General features: G+C 69.8%; 9 protein-coding genes, 2 pseudogenes and 1 riboswitch. Of the genes and pseudogenes, 5 read left to right on the forward strand and 6 right to left on the reverse strand.

The features are described 5' to 3' along the window. Positions 1-297 precede the first annotated feature (297 nt). Both CTZ28_RS40080 and CTZ28_RS49035 read right to left on the reverse strand, forming a co-directional pair. Positions 298-4,950, reverse strand: coding sequence for a cation-translocating P-type ATPase (locus tag CTZ28_RS40080; protein WP_259472034.1), 4,653 nt, complete (start codon positions 4,948-4,950; stop codon positions 298-300). 590 nt (positions 4,951-5,540) lie between these two features. Beyond that, positions 5,541-5,847 (reverse strand): annotated as a pseudogene (locus CTZ28_RS49035) (transposase family protein); the annotation flags it as partial. Positions 5,848-6,263: 416 nt separating this feature from the next. On the opposite strand from CTZ28_RS49035, the gene CTZ28_RS40095 reads away from it, so the two are divergent. After that, positions 6,264-6,704 carry a hypothetical protein gene (locus tag CTZ28_RS40095; protein WP_147481269.1) on the forward strand — a complete coding sequence of 147 codons (441 nt, stop codon included), beginning with the start codon at positions 6,264-6,266 and terminating at the stop codon, positions 6,702-6,704. Positions 6,705-7,017: 313 nt separating this feature from the next. Here CTZ28_RS40095 and CTZ28_RS49040 read toward each other — a convergent pair whose 3' ends face one another. The 3 genes and pseudogenes from CTZ28_RS49040 to metF all read right to left on the reverse strand — a co-directional run bounded on the left by CTZ28_RS49040 (position 7,018) and on the right by metF (position 9,114). Further along, the gene (locus CTZ28_RS49040; RefSeq protein ID WP_310887651.1) at positions 7,018-7,476 is read right to left on the reverse strand and encodes a DUF317 domain-containing protein; all 459 of its coding nucleotides are present in this window, start codon (positions 7,474-7,476) and stop codon (positions 7,018-7,020) included. Positions 7,477-7,742: 266 nt separating this feature from the next. Then, positions 7,743-7,936 (reverse strand): annotated as a pseudogene (locus CTZ28_RS49805) (DUF5655 domain-containing protein); the annotation flags it as partial. Between the two features lie 263 nt (positions 7,937-8,199). Beyond that, a complete protein-coding gene (metF, locus tag CTZ28_RS40110) occupies positions 8,200-9,114 on the reverse strand; it encodes a methylenetetrahydrofolate reductase [NAD(P)H] (RefSeq protein WP_121894691.1) in 915 nt (304 codons plus the stop codon). A gap of 129 nt (positions 9,115-9,243) precedes the next feature. Between metF and folP the strand changes: the two genes are divergently transcribed. Further along, positions 9,244-10,125, forward strand: coding sequence for a dihydropteroate synthase (gene folP / locus CTZ28_RS40115; RefSeq protein ID WP_259472036.1), 882 nt, complete (start codon positions 9,244-9,246; stop codon positions 10,123-10,125). A gap of 25 nt (positions 10,126-10,150) precedes the next feature. On the opposite strand, the gene CTZ28_RS40120 is transcribed toward folP, so the two are convergent. Continuing rightward, complete coding sequence (locus CTZ28_RS40120; RefSeq protein WP_121894693.1) at positions 10,151-11,563, reverse strand: short-chain fatty acyl-CoA regulator family protein; 1,413 nt, start codon at positions 11,561-11,563, stop codon at positions 10,151-10,153. Positions 11,564-11,941: 378 nt separating this feature from the next. Here CTZ28_RS40120 and aceA point away from each other — a divergent pair, with 378 nt between their 5' ends. From aceA to CTZ28_RS40135, 3 genes are all read left to right on the forward strand, one after another. After that, positions 11,942-13,225, forward strand: a complete 1,284-nt coding sequence (aceA, locus tag CTZ28_RS40125; protein WP_121894694.1) for an isocitrate lyase — start codon at positions 11,942-11,944, stop codon at positions 13,223-13,225. Between the two features lie 96 nt (positions 13,226-13,321). Continuing rightward, positions 13,322-14,914, forward strand: coding sequence for a malate synthase A (gene aceB, locus CTZ28_RS40130; protein WP_121894695.1), 1,593 nt, complete (start codon positions 13,322-13,324; stop codon positions 14,912-14,914). After that, the gene (locus CTZ28_RS40135; protein WP_121894696.1) at positions 14,911-15,780 is read left to right on the forward strand and encodes a 3-hydroxybutyryl-CoA dehydrogenase; all 870 of its coding nucleotides are present in this window, start codon (positions 14,911-14,913) and stop codon (positions 15,778-15,780) included. The genes aceB and CTZ28_RS40135 overlap by 4 nt, the downstream gene beginning before the upstream one ends. Before the next feature lie 118 nt (positions 15,781-15,898). Continuing rightward, positions 15,899-16,074: riboswitch (cobalamin riboswitch) on the forward strand. This riboswitch is flagged as partial in the annotation.

Genomic DNA, 16,074 nt, shown 5'->3' on the forward strand with positions numbered 1-16,074 from the left:
GATCCGCGGGACCGCCTCGATCAGCCGCCCATCGTGAGAGAAGGAGGCCGGCGACCATTGGTGGGCCCTCACATCGTGCGACATCGCACCTTCCCGTTCCGGCGGCGTCATCGCTCCTCGACACCTGCCTGTCCACATCGATTCGCGCCGCGCGGCAGACGGGCGGGGCAGACGACATGCTGCGCAGCACGGGGGCGCTGCCCAATCGATGCGATCGCACGCCTCGCCGCTCTTCGAGCAGGTACCCCCGAGCCGGTCCGGGCTCGACATTCCGAGTCCGCAAGACCGCCTCCTGGATCATGGGCCGTCGGTCTGTGGGTTCAGGAGGGGATTCGGCCGGGCCCGCCGGCCGTCCGTGGCGGTGTCGTTTACGGAGGGCTTGGGGTTCAGGCCCGGTAGGAAGCGAGGGCTGACGGCCGCTGCGAGGGTGGCGGTGGTGGCGCAGGCGGTGACCGTGGTCCATGCGACGGGGCCGAGGGGGTGGCAGCCGAAGAAGTGGCTGAGGCCAGGGGTCTGGACGACGGTGATCAGGGTGGCGGCGGAGAGCGCTGCGGTGGCCAGCACGAGGGGACTGTGCCAGTCGGTGATGAGGGTCTGGCCGAGCTGGGTGGTGATCAGGGCGGCCAAGCCCATGGTGCCGGCGCGGCGTGGCAGGCCGGTGCGGCGCCCGATCTGCCAGGCGCTGAAGGCGCCGAGTGTGGTGGCGGCGCCACGGATGGCAAGGAGGCGCGCGAGGTCTGGTCCCAGGAGCGTGGGCGTCGGTCCGGAGGCGAGGGAGGCACCGCCGGACTGGGGGGTGCGCGCGGGAGAGAGTGCGACGGCGAGGGCGGGCAGCATGTCGGTCAGGAGGTTGACCAGGAGCAGTTGGCGGGTGCCGAGTGGGGCCCGGCCGGACAGGGCGGTGCCGAGCACAGTGAAGGCTACTTCGCCGGCGTTGCCGCCGATGAGGATGGCGACCGCGTCACGGACACTGCGCCACAGAGCGTGGCCTTCGTGGACGGCGTCGAGGATGCGGGTGGGATTGGGGTCGGTGAGGACGAGGTCGGCCGCAGCGCGAGCGGAGGTGGAACCGTGGGCGGCCAGACCGATGCCGACGTCCGCCAGGCGGATGGCGGCGGCGTCGTTGATCCCGTCGCCGGTCATGGCGACGACGTGCCCGCTCTGCTGCATGGCCTGGACGATGCGGACCTTGTGCTCGGGGGAGACCCGGGCGAAGACCGAGGTCCTGTCGATCGTCTGGATGCGTTCCGGTTCGGGCAGGGCATCGAGGCAGGCCCCGGTCAAGACACTGTCAGCTTGTGGGATGCCCAGGTCGCAGGCGACGGCCGCAGCAGTGGCGGGGTGATCACCAGTGATCATGACGACCCGCACACCCGCCTCGGTGAGGCGTTTGACGGTATCGGCCGCCCCGGGCCGGGGAGTGTCGGCGATCGCCAGGAAGCCCAGCAGAGTCAGTCGACCGACCAGTTCGGCCAGCTGATCGGCGGGATGCGTCGCGGTGGCAGGCGTGCCCTGCGCGACGGCCAGGACCCTCAGACCGTCGCCTGCGAGGCGCCGTACGAGGCGGTGCACGGCCTGCTGCCGGGTCGGGTCGAGTTGGACGATACCGGCGGGACCGTCCTGGATGGGGCCCAGGGTGGTGGTGCAGTGAGCGACGACGGTCTCGGGGGCGCCCTTGACGGCGAGGCAGGGCTGCCCCGCGTCGGTGCCCAGGGACGCGGAGTACCCGCGGCTGGCTTCGAAGGGGAGCTCGGCGCCGGGTTGCCAGGCGTGGTCCGGAGGGCACTGTGCGGTGGCGGCGTCGACGACGGCCTGGTCGGTGGCGTGTGCGAGAGGCCCTCCGTCGGTGAGTTGGGGGCAAGCTCGTGCGGCGGTGCGCAGGAGGCTTTGCCCGGCGGGGCTGTCGACGAGGACATCGTGGTCGGGTGTGGCCAGACGGGTGACGGTCAGGCGGCCCTCGGTGAGGGTGCCGGTCTTGTCGAAACAGACCACGTCGACGCGGCCGAGGGCTTCCAGGACGCGGGCAGAGCGAGTCAGGACGCCGTGGCGGGCCAGACGGCGGGCGGCGGCGGACTGGGCCATGGTGGCGACGAGCGGCAGGCCCTCGGGAACGGCGGCGACCGCGACGGCCACACCGGATGCCAGAGCCTCGCGGACCGGCACGCCCCGCATCAGCCCCAGGACAGTGACCGCGGCGCCGCCGATACCGACGGCGGGCAGCACCGTCCTGGTCAGGGCGGCCAGATGGCCTTCGATGCCGGGCGGGGTGGCCGCGTGGCCGGCCATGTCGGCGGCGCGCCCGGCCTCGGACTGCGCTCCGGTGGCCACGACCACCGCGTAGCCGGTGCCCGACAGCACCGTGCAGCCTTCGTAGACCATGCAGGACCGCTCGGCCAGTTCCGCCCCGGGGGTGGCCGCCGGATCCTTGGCCACGGGTACGGGCTCGCCGGTCAGGGCCGCCTCGTCGATCTCCAGGCGGTCGCTCACCAGCAGCCGGGCGTCCGCGGGGACGACGTCCGAGGGACCCAGCGCGATCACGTCCCCGACCCCCAGTTCCTGCGCGGCGACGCTGTGCACCGCGGCCGTCTCCAGTCCGGCGAAGAACCTCACCCGGTCCGACAGCGGCTTGGCCGACAGCCCTTCCCCGACGGGGGACGGTGTCCACACCACCCGCCGAGCGCGGATGTCCTGGGTGAGCACAAGACCGGCCAGGGCACGCTCGGCGTGCAGCCGCTGTGCGCCGCCCACGACGGCATTGCCGGCCATGACACCTCCCACCAGCGCCGCATCGATGCTCGACCCCACAGCCGCGGAAGCGGTCGCGCCCAGCGCCAGCACAGGTGTGAGAGGGTCCTGGAGTTCTGCGCGTACCGCGCTCAGCATCTGCCCCGTCCACCGGGTCAGCGGAGCCAGCCCGACGGCAACGGCCGCGGCACGTCCGGCACCGGCAAGGAGACGGGCGATCCCGGCGGCTGGGTCAGCGGCGGGCGGTCCGGCCGTTGCCTTGTCGAGGCTCGTCAGGACGCGGAGGGTCTCGCGGGCCCCGAGGGCGTGCCAGGCGCCGCGGACACGGGCCGGGGGCAAGGGGCGGCACGCCAGGCGGCGGGCGGACCTGATGCCGCCGAACTGAGCGAGGAAGGCCGCACCGTACACCGGGGATGTCGTCAGCCCGCCCACCGAGTGGCGGGCACCAACAGCCGCGATCAGCGCTCCCAAGGTGGACCCGCCCATCGACAGGTGAGCCGATTTGCTGCTGACCTGGCAGGCGTCGCCGACCGCGGACAGGATCCGCCAGACCTGCGCCGTCCCACCGCTGCAGACCAGATCCGCAGACCACCACGCCCCCGGTGCCCCGCCAGGAGCAGTTCCGGGGAAGGGCAGTACGGCAACGCCGATGTCAGCGGCGGCCAGCGCACGGTCGTCGGCCGTACCGATCAGCAAAACCACCTGCCCGTCCTGCTGCAGGCGCCGTACCTGCTCGTCCAGCGGCGTGGAAAACGGCACGGTCAGGTCGGCCCACGGGAGCAGTTCGGCAGCGGAGACGTGTTCGGTGAGGAGCAGACGGCGGCCGGCGGAACGGGCCGCGGTCACGACGGCATCGGCCAGCGGGTCGAGGTCGCAGCCCACCAGGACCCGGCCCGCGTACCGGCCGTCCGGGGCACGCAGGTCCAGCGGCAGCCCCGAGGCGGTGTCCGGCCGGGCCTGAAGCACGTCCGCCGAGCGTTCCAGCCGCCAGCCCTCGACGTCGTTCCACGGGCCGGGGCCGCACAGCCGACGCAGCGGCAGGTCTGCCAGCAACGTCTGCGCGGCGGCCCACACAGCGGCCTCATCGAGGCCGCCCGCGGCAGCCACTGACAGCAGCCTCGGGCGAGCCGTACACAAGACCTCCGAGTCGATCACCATGGCAGAAACCCGGTCCAGCAGCCGCAGGGCCGCCCCGTTCATCGGGACCACACCGTCCCGGGCCAGGTCTCGGCCCAACTGCGTGCAGAACGCCTCCCGCCCCATACCCGCGGCCTTCGGCACCGTGGCCAGGATCGCCTGCACGGCGGCCTCCGGGCTGCGGGCCCACGCCGCCACGCCTGCCGCGCCCAGCAGGGAGGCCAGCGAGGTTCGTTCTCCGCACTTCTCCACCGGCCCGGCCGGCAGCGGCACCGGCCGGGGCCGCCGCTCCGGGGCCCGTCCCGGCAGCCCATCCCCCGCCACCCCGACCAGTTGCCTCTCCAGCCGGTACCACGCCGCCTGCCGGGCACGGATCTCCGCCAGCTGCCACACGCGCTGCACCCCGTCCAGGACCAGCGGTGCGATACCCGCCGTCGCAGCATGTGCACCCGCGTGGCACACCCCGAGCACCATCTCGGCATGCCCCAGCCCCAGGCGGCCCTCCAGCATGCCGCGCACCCGCGGCTGGGTCTCGGCCACGACCACGGGGACCCGCAGCAACGCAGAGAACACGGGAAGCGGCGTCACCCGGCGAACCACTGCCACCAACAGCCCCACAGAATCCGCAACCAGCGACGTCCCGGCCAGCACGGCTGGGACGGTGTCGAACGGCGGATACGGACGATCACCCGCGAACGGCTCCCCACCGCAGCCGTGCGCCTCCTCCACGCTCTCCACCATCTCCAGCAGCGCGTCCACATCCAGACAGTCCTCTTCGGCACCGACGACCACCTGCCCCAGTGCCGCGTTCACCTCCGCCCACGCCACACCCTCAACCCCACGCAGCGCACCGGTCACCTCGCGAGCCAGCCGCTCATGCCGCTCCCCGCGCCCATCCAGTCCGCGCACCTCGATGTGCGCCCTGCCCGAACGGGCCCACACCCGTCGGTGCCCGCGGTCCTCACCCACGTCCAGCAGCACGCTCACCGCTTCAGCAAGTCCGGCCGGCACACCCACGACCACACCGCCCAGCGCACGCCGCCCCTTCTGCCCCGCATCGTCCAACACGGCCCGCGCCTGTCCGGCAACCAAGGCGGCCATACCGACAGGCGCGGTGAACACCGCCGGAGCCGGGCGGAAAACCACGCCCAGCCAGGAAAGAGGAATCCCGCTCCACGGTGGCACCGGCAACTCCTGCTCTCACTCGTCCAGCAACAGCACTGCACTCGCCAGCGCAACTCCACGCGGACACGTCCAAACCGCCACGACGCTGCGGGCCACGAGACAACGATCATCACCAAATCCCAAAAGAGCCGCAAACCAGACACGTCTGTCCGGACGAACCATCGGGAGCGCCCCGACCCCCGGCCCACCCCCTGCCGGTGCAGTGACCTGGGGTCACCGAACTCCTGGACCAGGCCGCCTACCACATCGAGCACCTGCGCCTCGATTCCGGCGACGCCGAGGACGCGGACCGGCCGGAGGAGACGGCGCTCGGCGTCACACGCTGACTGGCTGTTCGCTGTCCGCTCGTGGAGTCGATCAGGTTCGAACGGGGCACCGGTTCGGGTGAGTCGAATGGTGCGGGTGCATGAAGGAAGGGCCTCTCGGTAGCTCGCGGTTGTCGAATCCAGCGAGAAGCAAGAGGCCCTGGTGTCGAAGTGTCGCGTGATCGGGGTCCGTACCGTGCCGGCCAGGCTGGGGGCGTGGACGGCCAGGAGTTCGACAGCCTCGGTGACACAGCAGTAGGCCGTCGTGGTGCCCGGCGAACCATGCTGCGAGTTGGGCATACGTGTGACCGACCCGCAGATGGGCGGGCGTGAGCAGGGCCTGACGGCCGGCGCTCAGACACCGCCAACGGGACCCCATCTCGCGGCGATGCCGCCGCAACTGCTGGGTGAGGAAGCGCGCGAACTGAACCTTCCCCTTGATCGTGGACACCGCGCCGCGCCGTCGCGTGGGCATGGCTCGGGACGTAAGGTCCGGGCGCGCTACACCGTCCGCGGGGAAGCGGATCACCCCAGCGGCGTAGGGCTTTCCCTGCTTCATCAAGACGGCTCGACCCCCCGGCGGGGCCTGCGCTCTTGTCTCCGCCCCGCTCCAGCCCGGTCGGCGCCCGTGCCACGTGCGCAAACAGCCACCTGATGCCAGAGCAGGGATATGCCGTGGTTGGGTGGTCAGCTTCACGGCTCGAACGGCAACAAGAAGCAGTGAAGACTGCCTGGTTCCGGCAGTGTTATCTGGCACGGTCAGAGCGAAAATTCTGCATCGGTGGGTGAAGTACAAGGTTCGGGGGAGGCCCGTGTGCCGCCGTTTCCCGGCGACGGCAGCTTCGCACCGTAGCCGCTGGGTCATTCCTCGATGGGGAGGGGACGACGAAGGTGCTCTTTTCGATTCCAGAGTCGGGTTGGTGGGTGATTGCCGTCGCTGCGTCGGCGTGGTTCATCGTCGCGATGCGGATGCTGTTTGTTGGGGTGAAGGTCCCGGACGATGTACGGGACGCTCTGGCAGAACAGCGCAGGCGGGATCAGTGGAAGGCCTACTTCCTAGTCCCCGTGCTGATGGCCATTCTCCTGGGGGTGAACCTGCTTCGGCCGGACCCGGCGTCGGAGATCCTGTTCCTGTACAGCCTTACGTTCGCCGTCATACCTGTCGCTTTCTTCCCGGTCCGCGGCCGCATTTTCAAGGACGATGCCGCAAGGCAGCAGAACCCAGGCGTCGAGATCAAACCCGACCGGTTCGCAATGGTCTGGGTCATTTGTGCCCTGTGCTTGGTGACCCTGATCGCGGTGGTCGCATTGTCGCTGCGGCACCCCGGGTAGTGGCCGCTCGCGAGGACACGCTCTCCGCCGTCGCGGGTTGCTCTGACGGACGTCACCGAGCAGCGCGGGTGAGGCCCAGACCTCCAACGCTGAACTTCTGTCCAGGGCGCTTCGGAGCGAACGGGTCGTGCCACTCGCGTGCCGGATCGTGCGGGCAACCATGGGGAACAGCGGGGACTGGCCACGAGTATGCCCAGAACTACAACACCGGCTCGTCGCATGCCAGTTCAGCTACTGAGCCTTTTCCAAGCGGTACACGTCGGGAGTCGCCGTCCATAGTGGCTGATGCGATTGTCCGGATGCACGACACCCATCACCATCCAGTGGGGCCTCCCTGCTCTGCCCAGCAGAAGAAGCGCATGCCGGAGGGAAGTTCTGGGGGCCAAACAGGCGGCAAATGAGGCATTCTCACCGGGACCATCCCGGATGGCAGTGGACGATGATGGAACCGAACGCGCAGGTCGACGTCCCCAAACCGAGGTCGCGCAGGGCCCGATCGCGTTCTCGAAGAGCCGGTCCCGGTCGCTGTGCCGGTCGTCCAGGTAGGGATCGAGGAGTTCGGCGTGGACGTCGGCAGCAGTTCGACGGGGGTGGTGGCGTCGAAGGTGATCTGCCAGGCGATCGGTCCGAACGCCGCGCGGTTCGCGCCGATCGCCCATGTCCTCTGGCGGGGCTGGTCGCCTCCTGGACGAGGCGGGTCCACGCCCGCAGACAGGGGCTGGCGGCGAAGGCCTGGTGCAAGGACCAGCCCTCGTCGAAGGGGAAGGGCCACGCAGCACCGGGACTCACGCCCGGTCCCGCGAGGTGACGGGGAAGAAGTGTGACGGACTGAGCGGGGTCGAGAGTGCTGAGTGAGTCGGGTGACACGAAGGGACTCCTGCCGACGGGGTGTGTAGACGGGTGCGCGTGGAACGGGAAGCTGGGGCTCGCGGTTCAGCGGGAGCGATCAGCGCGGTGATTCGCCGGCGGCGTGGGTGGTGTGTGAGTGGTACGGCCCGGGGCACGGTGTGGCGTGGACGTGGGCCAGGCCCCGGGGAACCCCAGCAGCGTCTCCATGTGCGCCTCGACGAGGCCCTGCACATCTGCCTCAACCTCAGCAAGACGCGGCATGACCTCAGTCACGCCGCTTTTCGTTGTGTCTGTACGGAACAACTTCAAACCGACCGCCCCCCGTTATCGCATCGGAGGTCGACGACATCGGGCAAGCAGAGACTTGTTTCCGCAACGGGCATTGATCATGTGAAGAACGTGTGCTGGAGGTTCGGCGTCCTGGGCTACCTGCCTCTGCCGCACGGCACGCGTGCCCGTGGCGCCCGCGCGATCCGTCGGCGTCCAGCACGAATCCAGCACGGTACATGCATGGCCAGGTATTCGGACGCGTTCCATCAGGTGTGTGCCCGAGCACACGTCAGAGCCGATCGGCCCGTCCGGGCATGGGCCAGTTGCGGCCCGCCCGACGGCACACGGCGGGCCACCCGGCCTCGACCTGTGCCGCTCAGCACGGCTGCAGACCGAGAGTGCGGTAGATCTCCGTCGTGACCCGGGAGTAGTTCATGGTCATGAAGTGGAGACCGGGGGCTTCCTCTTCGAGCAGGCGGCGGCACATCTCGGTGGCGTGCTCGACGCCGAGTGCTCTGACCGCCTTCGGATTGTCCTCGACCGCGAGCATCCTCTCGGCGAGCCGCGGCGGGAACGCGGCGGTGCTGAGACTGGGGATGCGGCGCAGTGAGCGGATCGTGGTGACCGGCATGATCTCCGGGATGATCGGCGTGGCGCACCCGGCGTCCGCCACCCGGTCGCGCAAGCGCAGGTAGGTCTCGGCGTCGAAGAACATCTGGGTGATCGCGTAGTCGGCCCCGGCCCTGCACTTGTCCACGAAGTGCCGGATCTCGCTCTCCCAGTCGGTCGAGCGTGGATGCATCTCGGGAAAGGCCGCGACGCCGACGCAGAAGTCACCGGACTCCTTGATCAGACGGACGAGGTCGGCCGCGTACTCGATCCCCTCAGGGTGCTTGATCCAGGGCCCGAGCGGGTCGCCGGGCGGGTCACCGCGCAGCGCCAGGATGTTGCGGACGCCTTGGTCGGCGTAGTGGCCGAGGATGTTGCGCAGCTCGGCGACACTGTGGTCGACCGCCGTGAGGTGGGCGACGGGGGTGAGGGTGGTCTCCTGGGCGATGCGACCGGTGACGTTGACGGTTCGGCCGCGCGTCGAACCGCCGGCGCCGTAGGTCACGGAGACGAAGGTCGGCGAAAGCGCCTCCAGCCTCCGGATCGCCGTCCACAGCCCGGCCTCGGCTTCGGCGCTGCGCGGGGGCATGAACTCGAAGGAGTAGGACCTGTGCCCTGAGGCGAGGAGTTCGCGGATGGTCGCCGCGCGGTCCGGTCGGGTGGAGGGGATGCCGAGGGCCATGAACGCACGTTAGCGTCCGGTCGACGTCCTTCGAAACGTCGTCCACGTGCTGATACCCGGCCCGGGCACGGTGTGCTCCGGTCCGTCCGGTCCGGTCGGGAGGCCCGCCTGTGAGACCACAATGTGTCTATGAACGCGTACCGACACCGACTGCCAGGCGTGCCCGAATGGGGTCGTTGCGGCGTGATGGGCATCGTCAACGTCACTCCGGATTCCTTCTCCGACGGAGGGCTCCGGCTCGATGCCGACCGGGCCGTGGCGCACGGCCTTGCGCTGGTCGGCCACGGGGCCGACATCGTTGACGTCGGCGGTGAGTCGACCCGTCCGGGGGCCGTGCGGATCACCCGGGAGGAGGAGTTGAGGCGGGTGCTTCCCGTGGTCCGGGGCCTGGCGGAGGAAGGCGTGCTCGTCAGCGTGGACACCATGCGCGCCGACGTGGCCGAGGCCGCCGTGGGTGCGGGAGCGCGGATCATCAACGACGTCAGTGGCGGTCGCGCGGATCCCGGCATGGTGAAGGTCGCGGCGCGGACGGGTGTCCCGTACGTCGTCATGCACTGGCGCGGACAGTCGGCCGGCATGGACGGCCTGGCCACCTACGGGGACATGGTGAGGGAGGTCGTGGGTGAGATGGAACGCCAGATGGAGACCATGATCGCGGGCGGCATCGATCCCGCGCAGTTGATCGTCGATCCAGGCCTGGGCTTCGCCAAGTCACGTGCGGGCGACTGGGCTCTGCTGGCCGGGCTCGATGCCTGGCACCATCTGGGGCACCCTGTCCTGGTCGCGGCCTCACGCAAGCGGTTCCTGGGCACGCTGCCGGCCGACCCTGCCATGGGAGAGCCTTGTCCGCCGCGTGCGGGGGACGCGGCCACCGCGGCAGTCTCGGCGATCGCCGCCTCTCAGGGTGCCTGGGCCGTCAGGGTGCACAAGGTCCGGGCCACCGCCGACGCGGTTCGTGTCGAAGCCGCGTTGAGGACAGTCGAGGCGACAGGTTCTCGATCAGTCCGGTAGGCGGCCCAAGAGACCGCCGCCGAGGTCAGCCGGCGGTCTGGTCGTTCTCGACCGGGTAGGGCACGAAGGTGCTGCTGTTCTGGTCGATGAGCAGCGAACGGCCGAGTGGTGGTGCGGCCCGCTGGGAGCAGTCGAGGCGCTCACAGACGCGACAGCCCATGCCGATGGGAGTGGCGGCGGATGGATTGGCCAGGTCGAGGCCGTCGGAGTAGACGAGCCGGTGAGCGTGGCGGATCTCGCAGCCGAGGCCGATGGCGTAGGTCTTGCCGGGTTCGCCCCAGCCGCCACGGTGTCGAGTGACGGCTCGCGCGGTCCACAAATACCGCTGTCCGTCAGGCATTTCGGCAACCTGGACGTGGATGCGGCCGGGGGCGGCGAACGCCTCGTAGACGTTCCACAGGGGGCACGTGCCGCCGGCCCGTGAGAAGTGGAAGCCGCTCGCGGACTGGCGTTTGGACAGGTTGCCGGCACGGTCGACGCGTACGAAGGAGAACGGCACCCCGCGGAGCCTCGGCCGCTGAAGGGTGCTCAACCGATGACAGATGGGCTCGTAGCCGAGACCGAAGTGATCGGTGAGACGCTCGATGTCGTAGCGCGCTTCCTCGGCCGCCGCATGAAAGGCGGCGTAGGGCAGGATCAGGGCGGCGGCGAAGTAGTTGGCGACGCCGATACGGGCGAGCGCGTGGGTGGGCGATCCAGGTGGGAAGTCCTCGGTGACCAGCCGGTCGAGGTCCTCGCCGTCTTCGAGCAGGGCCAGTTGGGTCGCCATGCGGAATGCGCGCTGACCGGGCCGTAGCCGCGAGGACAGGTGAAGGGTGCGGCTTCTGTCGTCGTAACGGTGCAGTCGTGCGCCGGGCTCGGCGGCCAGGTGAACGCCGTGTGCCTTGGCGAGTCTCGCGGTGAGGACCCCGATCACCTCTCCCGGCCTGACGCCGATCTCACCGGCAAGGCGTTCGGCTGAGAGGTCGGTGTCGTGGAGGTAGTTCTGGCGGCGGTAGAAGAAGTCGCGGATCTCCTCGTGGGGCGAGGAGGTGGTTCCCCGATCACGGCCCCGGCCGTCCGCCGCCCCGGCCAGACGCTCGGACAGCTGCTGGTTGCGGCGGCCGAGATCGAGAAGGATCTTGGCGACGCCGGGCAGCCGGGCCGCCAGGTCACCGAGGTCGGCTGCGGACACCCGGGACTCGGCGATCTCCCCGGCGAGTGCCTCACGGAGATCGGCCAGCAGGCGTGTGGTGTCACGCTCGGAGAAGAACCCCGGGTCCACGCCGAACGCCTCAGTCAGCCGGAGCAGGACGGGCACGGTGAGCGGGCGGGAGTCGTGCTCCATCTGGTTGAGGTAGCTCGGGGAGATGCCGAGCACGCGGGCGAGGTCCGCCTGACTCATTCGGCGCTCCTCGCGCAGCCGCCGTAGCCGCGCACCCGCGTACGTCTTGCTCACCGAACCGCTCCTCCACACCAGGGACCCGATCCAGTCAGCGTAAAGGAACAATCCTCCCTCCGAGTCTTCGCAAGATTGGCAAAAACCAACGGGAAGATTCGCAAAGGTTGGCACACATCCCCGCTTGATGGCACTCAGTGCCAGTGCCAGACTCGTAGTGCGGCCCGCCGGACCCGGCAGGCACAGCCCGGAACCGGGGCACGATTCCTGCCCTGACGTCGGAAATCTGGCGGCGGCAGAGATCTGCACCGGCGACATTGCCCAGCTCCACCTCCCAGTGACGGCGGGCATCCCCAGCGATACGACACGCAGTGCCATCTCTGTTCATCCGGACAGCGGAATTGGCAGCCAGCACAGACTGAGGAAACGGTGACAGTCATGTCAGAAGCGAGGACACAGGCAGCCGAGGAACTGACGCGCCGCTGGGCCACCGAACCCCGGTGGCAGGGCATCGAACGGACGTACACCGCTGAGGACGTGGTCCGCCTGTCCGGCAGTGTCCGCGAGGAGCACACCCTCGCCCGGCGCGGCGCCGAGCGGCTGTGGCGCCAGTTGCACGAGCAGGACTACATCCACGCGCTCGGCGCGCTGACCGGCGGGCAGGCCGTCCAGCAGGTGAAGGCGGGCCTGCAGGCCATCTACCTGTCCGGCTGGCAGGTCGCCGCCGACGCCAACCAGGCCGGTCACACCTACCCCGACCAGAGCCTCTACCCCGCGAACTCTGTTCCCCAGGTGGTCCGCCGGATCAACAACGCGCTGCTGCGCGCCGACCAGATCGCCATCGCCGAGGAAGCCGGTGACACCACTGACTGGCTCGCCCCGATCGTCGCGGACGCGGAGGCCGGGTTCGGCGGACCGCTGAACGCCTTCGAGCTGACCAAGGCGATGATCGCGGCCGGTGCGGCGGGCATCCACTACGAGGACCAGCTGGCCTCGGAGAAGAAGTGCGGCCACCTCGGCGGCAAGGTCCTCGTCCCGACCTCGCAGCACATCCGCACACTCAACGCGGCCCGTCTCGCCGCCGACATCGACGATGTCCCGACCGTCGTCATCGCCCGCACCGACGCCCTCGCCGCCAACCTCCTCACCACCGACATCGACGAGCGCGACGCCGAGTTCGTCACCGGTGAGCGCACCGCGGAGGGCTTCTACCGGGTGCGGAACGGCATGGCGCCGGTCATCGCACGCGGCCTGGCCTACGCCCCGTACGCCGACCTGATCTGGGTGGAGACCGGCACACCGGACCTGGCGCAGGCCCGCGAGTTCGCCGAGGCCGTCCACGCCCGGTACCCGGACCAGCTGCTCGCCTACAACTGCTCGCCGTCCTTCAACTGGAAGGCTGCGCTGGACGACGACCAGATCGCCAAGTTCCAGCGGGAACTCGGCGCGATGGGCTACCGCTTCCAGTTCATCACCCTGGCCGGGTTCCACTCCCTCAACCACGGCATGTTCGACCTCGCACGCGGCTACGCCGAGCACGGCATGACCGCCTATGTCGACCTCCAGGAGCGGGAGTTCGCGGCGCAGGCGCACGGCTTCACCGCCGTCAGGCACCAGCGCGAGGTCGGCACCGGCTACTTCGACCTGGTCTCCACCGCCGTCAATCCCACCTCCTCCACCACGGCCCTGGCCGGGTCCACGGAGGAAGAGCAGTTCCACTAGGCCGCCGAGCCGGGCCAGGCGGTCCGGCCGGCCTCGGCCGGCGGAGAGGGACGAACCGAATCCGCCCTCTCCGCTCCCACCCCTCAGGAGAGCCCGATGGCCATCACTGCACTCACCCAGCAGGTCCGTGTCCTCGCTGCACCCGGGCACCGGCACGACGAGATCCTCACCCCGGCCGCTCTGGACTTCGTCGGCCGACTCGTCGCGGAATTCGCGTCGCGTCGACGGGATCTGATGAAGGAACGCCGCCGACAGGCTCTGCGACTGGCGTCGGGCTCTCCGCTCGACTTCCCCATGGTCACCTCCGCCGTGCGCAACGACCCCGCCTGGCGGGTGGCGTCGCCCGTGCCCGGCCTGACCGACCGGCGCGTGGAGATCACTGGCCCGCCCGACCGCCGTATGACCGTCAACGCGCTCAACTCCGGAGCCAAGGTGTGGATGGCGGACTTCGAGGACGCCACCGCGCCCCTGTGGGACAACGTCGTCGGCGGCCAGCTCAACCTGCTCGACGCCATCGAGCGGCGCATCGACTTCACGACGCAGGAGGGCAAGGAGTACCGGCTCGGCGACCGGCTCGCCACCATCATGGTTCGCCCACGTGGCTGGCACCTGGATGAGGAGCACCTGGCGTACGACGGCTGCCCGGTGCCCGCCGCGCTCGTCGACTTCGGCCTCTGCTTCTTCCACTGCGCCCAACGGCAGATCGACGCCGGGTACGGCCCGTACTTCTACCTCCCCAAGCTGGAGAACCGGTACGAGGCCCGGCTCTGGAACGACGTCTTCCTCCTCGCCCAGGAACTGCTCGGCATCCCGCGCGGCACCGTCCGCGCCACCGTCCTCATCGAGACGATCACCGCCGCGTTCGAGATGGAAGAGATCCTCTATGAACTGCGTGAGCACAGCGCGGGGTTGAACGCCGGCCGCTGGGACTACCTGTTCAGCCTGATCAAGACCTTCGGCCACCGCACCGACTTCCTCCTTCCGGACCGCGCGAAGGTGACGATGACCGCGCCGTTCATGCGGGCGTACACGGAACTCCTCGTGCGCACCTGTCACCGGCGTGGTGCCCACGCCATCGGCGGGATGGCCGCCCAGGTCCCCGGCAAGGACCCGGGCGCGAACGAGGCAGCTTTCGCCAAGGTCCGGCTGGACAAGGAGCGGGAGGCGGAGGACGGTTTCGATGGGTCCTGGGTGGCCCATCCCGCACTCGTCCCCGTCTGCCGCGATGTCTTCGACAACGTCCTCGGCGAACGCCCGCACCAGCTCGACCGCACTCGCGACGATGTCGAGGTCACCCCAGCCGACCTGCTGTCCGTGCGCCGGATCAGCGGCCCGCCCACCCAGGAAGGGGTGCGCACCAATATCTCCGTCACGCTGCGGTACTACGCCGCCTGGCTGCACGGCCAGGGCGCGGTCGCGCTCGACGGGCTGATGGAGGACGCGGCGACCGCCGAGATAGCCCGTGTGCAGATCTGGCAGTGGCTGCGGCACCGGGTGATCCAGCGCGAGACAGTGATGGAGCTGCTCGACGACGAGATCATGGCGCTCGGCGCCCAGTACCCGTGGGCGCCAGTCAAAGACATCCGCGCTCTCTTCGAACGGACGGCGATGACAGGCGAGTTGCCGCTGTTCTTCACCCCCGACGCCTACACCCGCCATCTCGTGCGCAGGCCGGAGGTACAGGCGTGAGCGCGGTCATCGAACGCGTCGGCGTGGTCGGCGGCGGGCAGATGGGAGCGGGGATCGCCGAGGTATGCGCGAGGGCCGGGCTGGATACCGTGGTCTGCGAGGTGGACGCGGTCGCCGCCCGCGCCGCCCGAGACCGCGTGGCCGCCTCGCTGGACCGCGCCGTACGACGGGGCAAGCTGAGCCGCGAGGCTGCCGACGTTGCTTTCGCCCGGCTCGTCTTCACCGGCAACCTGGACGATCTCGCCGACCGGCAGCTCGTCGTCGAGGCCGTCATCGAGAACCCGGACGCCAAGACCGAGATCTTCGCCGCCCTCGACAAGATCGTCGAGGATCCTGCGGCGGTCCTCGCTACGAACACCTCCTCCCTGCCCATCATGCGACTCGGCATGGCGACCGCCCGCGCCGACCGGGTGATCGGCCTGCACTTCTTCAACCCCGTGCCGGTGCTGCCGCTGGTCGAGGTGGTGACCTCGCTCCACACCTCGGCCGACACGACAGCCCTGGTGGAGGACTTCGCGGCCCGCACGCTCGGCAAGACCGTCATCCGCTCCCAGGACCGGTCGGGCTTCGTCGTCAACGCCCTGCTCATCCCCTACCTCCTCTCCGCCATCCGAATGGCGGAATCCGGCTTCGCCACCGCACGGGACATCGACACGGGGATGGAACTCGGCTGCGCCCACCCCATGGGTCCACTCAGACTCGCCGACCTGATCGGCCTGGACACCGTTGCCTTCATCGCCGAGTCGCTCTACGACGAGTTCCGTGAACCCCTCTACGCACCACCACCGTTGCTCCAGCGGATGGTGCAGGCCGGGCTCCTCGGCCGGAAGACCGGCCGAGGGTTCCACACCTACGACCAAGGCTGAGGGCCTGTACGACACGGGCTGAAGGGCCCGCACCACCGCGTGAGCGTTCCGCTTGTGGTGTACCCCGCGTCACCTTCCGGATATGGACGACCCTCTTTCATTCGCGGCGACGCACCGTAGGCTGACCGCAGCAGCTGGTTCACCCCGCCCGCCAGGCGGGGTGTCGTAAGAGGGAACCCGGTGGGAATCCGGGACTGCCCCGCAGCGGTGAACGGGAACGACCGCCGTCTTACGCACTGGGCCCACGAACAGGGCCTGGGAAGCGACGGCCAGTAGGTGTCCTCCTCCGGGAGA

Origin of the sequence: Streptomyces shenzhenensis, from assembly GCF_003688995.1 — a bacterium.
Lineage (GTDB): Bacteria > Actinomycetota > Actinomycetes > Streptomycetales > Streptomycetaceae > Streptomyces > Streptomyces shenzhenensis_A.